The sequence below is a fragment of the Microbacterium sp. SCN 71-21 genome (genome assembly GCF_001725695.1).
Taxonomy (GTDB): Bacteria; Actinomycetota; Actinomycetes; order Actinomycetales; family Microbacteriaceae; genus Microbacterium; species Microbacterium ginsengisoli.
In genome coordinates this window covers 1-10,406 of record NZ_MEGA01000077.1, presented here as the reverse complement: position 1 = coordinate 10,406, position 10,406 = coordinate 1, and the positions used below count along the sequence as shown (strand labels likewise).

General features: G+C 69.4%; 10 protein-coding genes and 2 tRNA genes. 11 read left to right on the top strand and 1 reads right to left on the bottom strand.

The features are described 5' to 3' along the window. Positions 1-146 precede the first annotated feature (146 nt). The 5 genes from ABT08_RS10800 to ABT08_RS10780 are packed head-to-tail and all read left to right on the top strand — an operon-like array spanning position 147 to position 5,941. Positions 147-1,130 (top strand): Fpg/Nei family DNA glycosylase, encoded by a 984-nt coding sequence (locus ABT08_RS10800; protein WP_056518597.1) that lies wholly within the window; start codon positions 147-149, stop codon positions 1,128-1,130. A 10-nt stretch (positions 1,131-1,140) separates the two neighbouring features. Further along, positions 1,141-1,776, top strand: coding sequence for an FMN-binding negative transcriptional regulator (locus ABT08_RS10795; RefSeq protein ID WP_288114934.1), 636 nt, complete (start codon positions 1,141-1,143; stop codon positions 1,774-1,776). Then, entirely contained in the window at positions 1,773-3,263 is a 1,491-nt protein-coding gene (locus ABT08_RS10790) for an amidohydrolase (protein WP_056208648.1), read from the top strand. Before ABT08_RS10795 ends, ABT08_RS10790 begins: the two co-directional genes overlap by 4 nt. Positions 3,264-3,316: 53 nt before the next feature. Beyond that, positions 3,317-5,395 carry an acyltransferase family protein gene (locus tag ABT08_RS10785; RefSeq protein WP_056208651.1) on the top strand — a complete coding sequence of 693 codons (2,079 nt, stop codon included), beginning with the start codon at positions 3,317-3,319 and terminating at the stop codon, positions 5,393-5,395. 9 nt (positions 5,396-5,404) lie between these two features. Continuing rightward, complete coding sequence (locus ABT08_RS10780; protein ID WP_056208653.1) at positions 5,405-5,941, top strand: gamma carbonic anhydrase family protein; 537 nt, start codon at positions 5,405-5,407, stop codon at positions 5,939-5,941. Between the two features lie 30 nt (positions 5,942-5,971). On the opposite strand, the gene ABT08_RS10775 is transcribed toward ABT08_RS10780, so the two are convergent. Next, positions 5,972-6,045 (bottom strand) — tRNA-Gly (locus ABT08_RS10775). 120 nt (positions 6,046-6,165) lie between these two features. Between ABT08_RS10775 and ABT08_RS10770 the strand changes: the two genes are divergently transcribed. From ABT08_RS10770 to ABT08_RS10745, 6 genes are all read left to right on the top strand, one after another. Next, a tRNA-Pro gene (locus ABT08_RS10770) sits at positions 6,166-6,239 on the top strand. 67 nt (positions 6,240-6,306) lie between these two features. Then, positions 6,307-7,713 carry a trigger factor gene (gene tig, locus ABT08_RS10765; protein ID WP_056208656.1) on the top strand — a complete coding sequence of 469 codons (1,407 nt, stop codon included), beginning with the start codon at positions 6,307-6,309 and terminating at the stop codon, positions 7,711-7,713. A 65-nt stretch (positions 7,714-7,778) separates the two neighbouring features. After that, positions 7,779-8,273, top strand: a complete 495-nt coding sequence (locus ABT08_RS10760; RefSeq protein WP_045248547.1) for a tetratricopeptide repeat protein — start codon at positions 7,779-7,781, stop codon at positions 8,271-8,273. Positions 8,274-8,352: 79 nt separating this feature from the next. Then, complete coding sequence (locus ABT08_RS10755; protein WP_056208659.1) at positions 8,353-8,937, top strand: ATP-dependent Clp protease proteolytic subunit; 585 nt, start codon at positions 8,353-8,355, stop codon at positions 8,935-8,937. 30 nt (positions 8,938-8,967) lie between these two features. Beyond that, positions 8,968-9,633: an ATP-dependent Clp protease proteolytic subunit gene (locus tag ABT08_RS10750; protein WP_056208662.1), complete on the top strand. Its 666-nt coding sequence runs from the start codon at positions 8,968-8,970 to the stop codon at positions 9,631-9,633. Positions 9,634-9,785: 152 nt separating this feature from the next. Beyond that, the coding region (locus tag ABT08_RS10745; RefSeq protein ID WP_288114933.1) for a ClpX C4-type zinc finger protein at positions 9,786-10,406 on the top strand (621 nt) is incomplete at its 3' end.

The following is a 10,406-nucleotide window of genomic DNA, read 5'->3' as shown; positions in this document are numbered from 1 at the left end:
GGAGCGCCACGTGCGCCGCATCGCGCAGATCGCCGACTTCGAGCGCGACGGGTCGCTGCTGCCCGATCCCCGCGCGGGCCAGGGCGTCGCCGACGTCGTTGCCGACGCGTCGAGCTCGTTCGATCCGGAAGCGGGCTGATCGGCCGATGCCCGAAGGACACTCCGTCCATCGCATCGCCCGTCAGTTCGCGGTGAACGTGGTCGGCCGGCGGGTGGCGGCATCCAGCCCGCAGGGCCGTTTCGCCGAGGGTGCGGCCCTGCTCGACGGCCGGTTCGCCACCCGTGTGCGGGCCGTCGGCAAGCAGATGTTCCTCGAGTTCGACGATGCGCTCTGGCTGCGGGTGCATCTGGGCATGTACGGCGCCTGGGACTTCGCCGGTCAGATCAGCGTCGACGCGACGATCGCCTCGGCGAACGGACGCATGGGGCAGACGAACCAGCGTGGCACCGACGAGCAGATCATGGATGCCACGGGCGAGAACTCGCTGACCTCGATCGGAGCGCCGCGGCGCACCCGCGTGCGGATGTCCGAGCAGACCACGGGCCTGGCGGGGGAGGACGAATGGCCGCCGCCGGTGGTCGGGCAGGTGCGCCTGCGGCTGCTGACCGACGTCACGTGCGCCGATCTGCGCGGTCCGACGGCGTGCGAGCTGCTCTCCGCCGACGAGGTCGCGCAGGTGATCGCGAAGCTGGGACCCGACCCGCTCGTCGACGACGTGCACGAGGGCGAAGAGCGCTTCGTCGCGGCCGTGCGCCGCAAGCCGACGCCCATCGGTCTGCTGCTCATGGACCAGTCGATCGTCAGCGGCATCGGCAACGTGTATCGGGCCGAGCTGCTCTTCCGTGCCCGTCTCGACCCGCACACCCCCGGTCGCGACGTGCCCGAGGAGACGGTGCGCGAGATCTGGCGCGACTGGGTGCGGCTGCTGCGGGTGGGGGTCGAGACCGGCCAGATGATGACCATGGACGACCTCGATCCCGAGGCCTACCGGCTGGCGCTCGCGAACCGCGACGACCGGCACTGGGTGTACCACCGCACCGGGCTCCCGTGCCGGCGCTGCGGCACCTCGGTGGTGCTGGAGGAGATGGGCGCGCGCAAGCTGTACTGGTGTCCGGGCTGTCAGACGTAGGAGGACCGTGATGCGTCAGAATCCGAGTTTCGCGATGACGGATGTCGCCGAGCTTCGCCGTGTGATCGAGGCGAACCCGTGGGCGACCCTCGTCTCCCACACGCCCGACGGCCTCATCGCCTCCCATTACGCGGTTCTGCTCGACCCTGAGCGGGACGACCTCACGATCGTGGGGCATGTCGGCAAGCCCGACGATGCGATCCACGGCCTCGGCGACAGCGAGCTGCTCGTGATCTTCCAGGGGCCGCACGGCTACATCTCGCCGGGCTGGTACGACGGCTCGCCCGCGGTTCCGACGTGGAACTTCACCGCCGTGCACCTCGCCGGCGTGCCCGAGATCCTGTCGGGTGAGGAGAACCTGCGGGTGCTCGACGGTCTCGTGCAGCGGTTCGAGGCCCCGCTGCCCGATCCGAAGCTCATGTGGGCGCCGCCGAACGATCCGGAGTTCGTGCGGCGGCTCGAGCGCGGCACGGTCGGGTTCCGCCTCACACCGACGCGGGTGGTCGCCAAGCGCAAGCTGAGCCAGAACCGCCCGGTGGAGACCGTCGAGCACGTGATCGCCGAACTCGAGGGCGCGGGGCCGTACGCGAACCCTGCGCTCGCTGCGGAGATGCGCCGGGCGAACGCGGCCCGGGTGCGTCCGTGACGGCGGTCGGCGCGACGGTCGGCACGATCCGGGACGTGTGGATCGCGGGCCCGGGGACCGAGCTGCTGCCGTTCACCGGCGCCGCCGACGTGCTGATCGAGGGCGGACTGATCGCCGACATCGCCCCGGCGGGCGTGCTCGCCCCGCGCGGCGAGACGATCGACGCCGACGGCGCCTGGCTCGTGCCGGGGCTGTGGGATCACCACGTGCACGTCGTGCAGTGGGCTCTCGCCGCCGAGCGCGTCGACCTCGAAGGCACCGCGTCCGCGGCGGAGGCGGCCGCGCGCATGGGCGCCTCGGCGCCGCTTCCCGATGGCACGCGGGTGGGGTCCGGCTTCCGTGACGCGTTCTGGGCCGATCGGCCGACCCTCGCCCTGATCGATGCGGAGACCGGCGACATCCCGACTTACCTCATCAACGCCGACGTGCACAGCGTGTGGCTGAACTCCGCGGCGCTGCGGCGCGAGGGGTTCACGGTCGACGACGGGATGCTGCGGGAGGAGCCCGCGTTCGAGATCTCGCGCCGCCTCAATGCGGCCGGGACCGAGCGTGCCGACGCGCTCGTGCTGCGGGCAGCCCAGGCGGCTGCGCGGCGCGGGGTGGTCGGCTGGGTCGACCTCGACATGGCGTGGAATGCCGAGGCGTGGGAGCGCCGTACGCGGGCGGGCTTCGACGTGGTGCGCACCGAGTTCGGCGTCTACCCTCCGCAGCTCGAGCGGGCGATCGCCGAGGGGCTTGTGACCGGAGATGCGGTGGATGCCGCGGGTCTCGCGCGGGTCGGATCGCTCAAGGTGATCACCGACGGCTCTCTCGGCACCCGCACGGCGGCGTGCTCCCATCCGTACCCGGGCGGCGACGACAGGGGGCTCCTCACGGTCGAGCCCGAACAGTTGCAGGAGTGGATGTCCCGTGCCGCGGGGGCGGGGCTTGCATGCGCGATCCACGCGATCGGCGACCGCGCGAACAGCCACGCCCTCGACGCGTTCGCGGTGACGGGCGCGTGGGGGTCGATCGAGCATGCCCAGCTCGTCGCCCACGCCGACATCCCCCGCTTCGCGCGGCTGGGCGTGACGGCGAGCGTGCAGCCGGTGCACGCGCTCGACGACCGCGACCTCACCGATGTGCTCTGGGCCGGCCAGACCGCCCAGCCCTATCCGCTGCGGGCGCTGGTCGCGGCCGGCGCGAACGTCACGTTCGGGTCGGATGCCCCGGTCTCGCCCCTCGATCCGTGGGCGGCGATCGCCGCGGCTGTCTACCGCACGCGGGGCGATCGTGAGCCCTGGGCGGCGCCGGAGCGGGTGTCGGCCCAGGTCGCGCTCGCGGCATCCACCCATCGGGGCAGTGCGTCCCCCGATGTCATCGCCCCCGGCGCCGTCGCCGATCTGGCGCTCGTCGCGTCGGATCCGCTCGCCGCAGGGGAGCGGGAGCTGCGAGAGATGCCGGTCGTCGCGACACTGCTCGACGGGCGGCTCACCCACCTCGCGTGAGAGTGCGGGCGGTTCGCCGTGGCGTTCGGCGCCCGAGCGACTACGGTCAAGGGGTGCAGGATCGCTCGACACGCTTCATCCCCCACGTGCAGGGCCTCCGGGCGATCGCGGTCGCGCTGGTCGTGCTCTATCACTTCTGGCCCGGGCGTATCACCGGCGGATACATCGGTGTCGACGTCTTCTTCGTGATCTCAGGGTTCCTCATCACCGGGCACCTCATGCGCGAACTCGAGCAGACGGGTCGGGTGAAGCTGCGCGAGTTCTGGGCTCGACGTGCCCGACGGCTGCTCCCTGCGGCTCTGCTCGTGCTGCTGTTCTGCGCGATCGTGGTGTCGTCGCCCTACCTGACGCCCATCTCGTCGATCCAGCGCGAGGTGAAGGAGATCGTGGCCTCGACGTTCTACGTCGAGAACTGGTATCTCGCGGCCACCTCGGCGGACTACCTCAACCACACCAGCGACCCGACGACCGTTCAGCACTACTGGTCGTTGTCCCTCGAAGAGCAGTTCTACGTGCTCTGGCCGCTCCTCATCCTCGTTGCGGCGTGGATCGGCGTGAAGCTCCTGCGCGGCCGCACCCGTCGCGCGCTCGTGCGCACCCGCCGCTCGGTGGTGATCATGGTCGTGCTCGTCACGATCGCCTCGTTGATCTTTGGCATCGTTCTCACCCTCGCCGACCCGGCCCCGGCCTACTTCGTGACGTTCGGACGCATGTGGGAATTCGGGCTCGGTGCCCTCATCGCGCTCGTCCCCGCGCTGCAGGTACGTCAACCGGTCGTGAGCTTCGTGCTCGGCTGGGGCGGGGTGATCGCGCTCGGGTGGGCGGCGTTCCGCTTCGACGGCCAGACGCTGTTCCCCGGCTACGCCGCGCTCGTTCCGGCTCTCGGCGCGGCGGCGATCATCGCGGCATCCAACACTCGACGGTGGTGGTACCCGACGCGCATCCTCGGCCTCCGTCCGATGCGGTTCGTCGGAGACATCTCGTACTCGCTCTACCTCTGGCACTGGCCGCTCATCATTATCGCCCCGTCGGTTCCGTTCTGGGGGCTGTCCATCTACCACCGCCTCGCGCTGCTGGCGATCTGCGTGATCCTCGCCTGGCTCACCAAGCGCTTCGTCGAGGACCCGGCGCGCCGGTGGAAGGTGCTGACGGTGCGTCGGGGCGCGTTCTCGCTGTGGACATCCCTTGCCGCCATGGTCGTCGTCGGTGCGGTGGCGGTCGGTGGCTGGGCGATCAATGCCCCCGCCTACAACCAGGGCGTCGCCGCTCTCGCCCAGCTGCGCGACAATCCGCCGTCGTGCTTCGGGGCGCAGTCGGTGCTGGATGCCTCGTGCTCCCCGACGGCGAACCTGGGCACGATCCTGCCGGCCCCGGGTTTCGCGGGCGCCGATGCGCCGTCGGATGCCTCGTGCTTCCTCGAGCTGACCGACTCGGTGCCGGCCGTATGCGACTTCGGCTCGACGGACCCGTCCGCACCGCGCGTCGCGCTCGTCGGCGACAGTCACGCCTATCAACTTCTGCCGACCTTCAAGCGGATCGCGGAGGAGAAGGGGTGGCATCTGGTCACGTACCTCAAGGGCGCGTGTCCATTGAGCACGACACCGCTGTCGACGCCCGGTGCGTTCGGAGACGCGTGTACGGCGTGGCGTGAGGCGGTGACGAAGGATCTCTCGTCGTCCTCGTTCGCAGCCGTCTACACGGCGTCGCTCGCCTCCACCCCCTATGCGAAGGGCAGCTATCCCTCGGTGCACGCCGCCGCGGTCGCCGGCTACCAACAGGCGTGGCAGAGCCTGACATCGCGCGGCATCCCGGTCATCACCGCCGTCGACAATCCGGCGTGGGAGACCGACCCGAACAAGTGCCTGCGCACCCGGGCCGAGAGTGCGTGCACGGGAGCGCGTGCCGACCTGCTGGATCCGAACGATCCGGTGCGGGACGCGGCATCCGGTCAGAACCTCGTGACCTTGCTGGACTTCACCGATGTGTACTGCACCGCGAAGACCTGCTCGCCCGTCATCGGTGGTGCGAACGTCTACCGCGACCAGGACCATCTGACGGTCACCTGGGTCGACACGCTGAAGCCCGAGTACGAGGCGGCACTCGAGAAGGCGATCGCGGCGAAGTCCTCGTAGAGTCGCGGCATGAGCATTGCCGCCGACGCCGCCGTCCTCGCGCTCCCGGAGCGCGCCCCTCACCTTGCAGAGACGGCGTTCGTCGCCTCAGGCGCACGGATCGTCGGGGCGGTGACTCTCGGTGACCGGGCCAGCGTCTGGTACAACGCGGTGCTGCGCGCGGACAGCGCCCCGATCACCGTCGGGGATCGCAGCAACCTGCAGGACAACGTGTCCGTGCACGTCGACGCGGGCTCCCCGGTCGTCATCGGTGAGGACGTCTCGGTCGGCCACAACGCCGTCGTGCACGGCTGCACGATCGAGAACGGCAGTCTCATCGGCATGGGCGCCGTGGTGCTGTCGGGAGCGGTGATCGGTGCCGGATCGCTCGTCGCCGGGGGAGCGCTGGTGCTCGGCGGAACGATCGTGCCACCCGGCTCGCTCGTCGCCGGCGTGCCGGCGAAGGTGCGACGCGAGCTCAGCGACGAGGAGAAGGCCGGGCTGCTGCGCAACGCCGCCGTCTACCTCGAGCACTCCCGCACGCACGCCGGCGCGACGCCGATCTGAGGCGGAGAGAACGGCCGATCAGGCCGCTGATGGAGGGGGTGACGGGAATCGAACCCGCGCAATCAGTTTGGAAGACTGAGACTCTACCATTGAGCTACACCCCCGCAGCGGCCGGAGCCGCAGCATCCACGAGTCTATACATGGATGCCACGGCCGCCGCGAATCGACAGGGTGTCGGCTAGACTTCCAGGGGCCTTCGGCGCACCTCCGCGTGCGCACCCGCCCGGGGCGTAGCTCAGCTTGGTAGAGCGCCCGCTTTGGGAGCGGGAAGTCGCAGGTTCAAATCCTGTCGCCCCGACACGTCGGCCCATCCCACGAGACTTCGGTCAGCGCGCCACGCGCACATCAGAGGAGAAATGTAAGGCATGGTCACCAGCACCGTCGAGCAGCTCACGCCCACTCGCGTGAAGCTCCACATCACGGTTTCGCCCGACGAGCTCAAGCCGTCGATCGCGCACGCGTACGAGCACATCGCGCAGGACGTGCAGATCCCCGGTTTCCGCAAGGGCAAGGTCCCGGCCCCGATCATCGACCAGCGCATCGGTCGCGGCGCCGTGCTCGAGCACGCCGTCAACGAGGGTCTCGACGGCTTCTACCGTGAGGCCGTCAGCGCCCACGACGTGAAGGTCATCGGCCGTCCGAGCGCCGACATCGTCGAGCTCCCCGAGATCGCCGACTTCTCCGGCGACCTGAAGGTCGAGGTCGAGGTCGACGTGCGTCCCGACGTCGAGATCCCCGCCTACGAGGGCATCACCATCACTGTCGACGCCGTCGCCACCGACGAGTCGGCGATCGACGAGGAGCTGGACCGCCTGCGTTCGCGCTTCGGCACGCTCGTCACCGTCGAGCGTCCCGCCAAGACCGGCGACTTCGTCGAGCTCGACCTGATCGCGACCATCGCGGGCGCGAAGATCGACGAGGCCAAGGGCGTCTCCTACGAGGTCGGCTCGGGCGAGCTGCTCGAGGGCATCGACGAGGCGATCGAGTCGCTCACCGCCGGTGAGGACACCACGTTCCGCTCGAAGCTCGTCGGCGGCGACCACGCCGGCGAGGAGGCCGAGGTCTCCGTCTCCGTCACCGCCGTCAAGGAGCGCGAGCTTCCCGAGGCCGACGACGACTTCGCGCAGATCGCGAGCGAGTTCGACACCATCGCCGAGCTGCGCGAGTCGCTGAAGGACCGCGTCGACCAGCAGTCGACCTTCTCGCAGGGCGCCGCCGCGCGCGACAAGCTCGTCGAGACGCTTCTCGAGCAGGTCGAGATCCCGGTGCCGCCGCAGCTCATCGAGGAGGAGGTGCACAACCACCTCGAGGGCGAAGGCCGTCTCGAGGACGACGTGCACCGCGCCGAGGTGACAGAGTCGAGCGAGCGCCAGTTCCGCACCCAGGTGCTGCTCGACAAACTGGTCGAGCAGCAGGAGGTGCAGGTCTCGCAGGACGAGCTGACCCAGTACATCGTGCAGTCGGCCGCTCAGTACGGCATGGCCCCGCAGGACTTCATCGAGGCGCTCCAGCAGGGCGGCCAGCTGCCGCTGATGATCGGTGAGGTCGCCCGCAACAAGGCTCTCGCCGTGGCTCTCGGCCGCGTCAACGTGGTCGACACCGACGGCAAGCCCGTCGATCTGTCGGGCTTCGTCGCCGTCGCCGATGAGGTCGCCGCCGAGGAGGACGTCGTCGCCGAGGCCGAAGAGATCGCCGACGCCGCCGCCGAGGTCGAGGAGGCTCCCAAGAAGAAGCCTGCCCGCAAGCCCGCGGCCAAGAAGACCGCCGAGTAAGCAGACACGATCGAGAGGGGCGGATGCCGCGGCATCCGCCCCTCTCGCGTACCCGGAGCATGCGCATGACAGACGACGACTGGCAGGCCCGCGTGGATGCGGTGTGGGACGACGCGACCCTGTCGGAGACCGACGTCATCGCGGCGATCGACGCCCTCGCGTCCGAGCGAGGGGCGGATGACCCCGTCGCACTGTTCGAGCGTGCCGGGGCGCGGGACTCCGCCGGGCTCGAAGAGGAGGCGGAGCCGCTCTACCGCGCCGCCCTCGCCGGCGGCCTCGATGAGGAGCGCCGCACGCGCGCGACGATCCAGTACGCGAGCACGATCCGCAACCTCGGTCGCGTCGACGAGGCGCTCGCCCTGCTCGAGGCCGAATACGCGCGCAGCGCGGGGACGCCTCTCCACGATGCCGCCGCGGCGTTCTATGCGCTGGCGCTCGCGTCCGCGGGACGGGAGCGGGCCGCGGCATCCATCGCCCTCCAGGCCCTCGCGCCGCACCTGCCCCGGTACACCCGGTCGGTCACCGGATACGCCCGCGAACTGGCCGATCCCACGCCCTGATCTGCCGACGGCGAACACGGGCGGGGCGCCGAAACGCCGCCGGTAGTGTCGTTCTCACGCAACCGAAACAGGAGCACTCATGGCTGAACCCCTTGTCGCACAAAGCGTCTTCGACAGGCTGTTGAAGGACCGCATCATCTGGCTCGGCTCAGAGGTGCGCGACGAGAACGCCAACGAAATCTGCGCCAAGATCCTGCTGCTCGCGGCCGAGGACTCGCAGAAGGACATCTACCTCTACATCAACTCTCCCGGCGGCTCGATCACGGCCGGCATGGCGATCTACGACACGATGCAGTTCGTGCCGAACGACATCGTCACCGTTGGCATCGGCATGGCCGCGTCGATGGGTCAGCTGCTGCTCACCGCCGGCACCAAGGGCAAGCGCTACATCACCCCGAACGCCCGTGTGCTGCTCCACCAGCCGCACGGCGGCTTCGGCGGCACCGCGAGCGACATCCAGACGCAGGCGCAGCTCATCCTCGACATGAAGAAGCGCCTCGCCGAGATCACCGCCAGCCAGACCGGCAAGACCGTCGAGCAGGTCAACGCCGACGGTGACCGCGACCGGTGGTTCACCGCGCAGGAGGCGCTGGAATACGGGTTCGTCGACCACATCCGCGAATCGGCCACCGACGTCATCGGCGGCGGCGGCACCGAGAACTGACCACCGGCACACACTTTCAGGAGCAGTCGAATGAACACCCCCATGCATGGCGTGCCGCAGGGCTTCCCGATGCCGTCGAGCCGCTACATCCTTCCCCAGTTCGAAGAGCGCACCGCCTACGGCTTCAAGCGCCAGGACCCCTACAATAAGCTGTTCGAAGACCGCGTGATCTTCCTTGGCGTGCAGGTCGACGACGCGTCGGCCGATGACGTCATGGCCCAGCTCCTCGTGCTCGAGAGCCAGGACCCCGACCGCGACATCATCATGTACATCAACTCGCCCGGCGGCTCGTTCACGGCCATGACCGCGATCTACGACACCATGCAGTACGTGTCGCCGCAGATCCAGACGGTCGTGCTCGGCCAGGCCGCGTCCGCGGCGTCGGTGCTGCTCGCGGCCGGCGCACCCGGCAAGCGTCTCGCCCTGCCGAACGCCCGCATCCTGATGCACCAGCCCGCCGTCGGCGAGTCGGGGCACGGCCAGGCGTCGGACATCGAGATCCAGGCGGCCGAGATCCTGCGCATGCGCACCTGGCTCGAGGAGACCATGGCGCGCCACACCAACCGCACGATCGAAGAGGTGCACAAGGACATCGACCGCGACAAGATCCTCTCCGCGCAGGAGGCGCTCGAGTACGGCCTGGTCGACCAGGTGCTCACGACCCGCAAGCGCGTCCCGGCGGCTCTCACCAGCTGAGCGGATGCCGCGAACGCCCCGTACCTCCCCGGTGCGGGGCGTTCGTGCTCACAGCCGCGGCGCGCCGCGAACCGGGGGACAATACGCGACGATGTCGGCCTGCTCGGTTAGGCTCGAACCGCATCGTCGCGAGGCCGAACAGGAGGGGCAGCATGGCGCGCATCGGGGAGAGTTCCGACCTCTTCAAGTGCTCGTTCTGCGGAAAGAGCCAGAAGCAGGTGCAGCAGCTGATCGCCGGCCCTGGCGTCTACATCTGCGACGAGTGCGTCGAGCTCTGCAACGAGATCATCGAAGAGCGCATGGCCGAGCAGGGCTCGGGCGAGGTGGCCGAGTTCGACCTTCCGAAGCCGCGGGAGATCTTCGCGTTCCTCGAGGAGTACGTCGTCGGGCAGGAGACCGCCAAGCGGGCTCTGTCGGTCGCCGTCTACAACCACTACAAGCGCGTGCGCGCCCAGCAGTCCCTGCTCCCGGCCGAGCAGAAGGCCGACGAGGTCGACATCGCCAAGAGCAACATCCTCATGCTCGGGCCGACGGGCTGCGGCAAGACCTACCTGGCGCAGACGCTCGCGAAGCGGCTGAATGTGCCGTTCGCCGTCGCCGATGCCACGGCACTCACCGAGGCGGGCTACGTCGGAGAAGACGTCGAGAACATCCTCCTCAAGCTGCTGCAGGCCGCCGACTTCGACACGAAGCGCGCCGAGACGGGCATCATCTACATCGACGAGGTCGACAAGATCGCCCGCAAGGCCGAGAACCCCTCGATCACCCGCGAT

What these genes read in the sequence shown, in the direction of transcription:
- tig (WP_056208656.1), top strand. Translation starts at nt 6,307, where the DNA reads ATGGTCACCAGCACCGTCGAGCAGCTCACGCCCACTCGCGTGAAGCTC.
- ABT08_RS10750 (WP_056208662.1), top strand. Translation starts at nt 8,968, where the DNA reads ATGAACACCCCCATGCATGGCGTGCCGCAGGGCTTCCCGATGCCGTCG.
- ABT08_RS10795 (WP_288114934.1), top strand. Translation starts at nt 1,141, where the DNA reads ATGCGTCAGAATCCGAGTTTCGCGATGACGGATGTCGCCGAGCTTCGC.
- ABT08_RS10780 (WP_056208653.1), top strand. Translation starts at nt 5,405, where the DNA reads ATGAGCATTGCCGCCGACGCCGCCGTCCTCGCGCTCCCGGAGCGCGCC.
- ABT08_RS10755 (WP_056208659.1), top strand. Translation starts at nt 8,353, where the DNA reads ATGGCTGAACCCCTTGTCGCACAAAGCGTCTTCGACAGGCTGTTGAAG.
- ABT08_RS10800 (WP_056518597.1), top strand. Translation starts at nt 147, where the DNA reads ATGCCCGAAGGACACTCCGTCCATCGCATCGCCCGTCAGTTCGCGGTG.
- ABT08_RS10760 (WP_045248547.1), top strand. Translation starts at nt 7,779, where the DNA reads ATGACAGACGACGACTGGCAGGCCCGCGTGGATGCGGTGTGGGACGAC.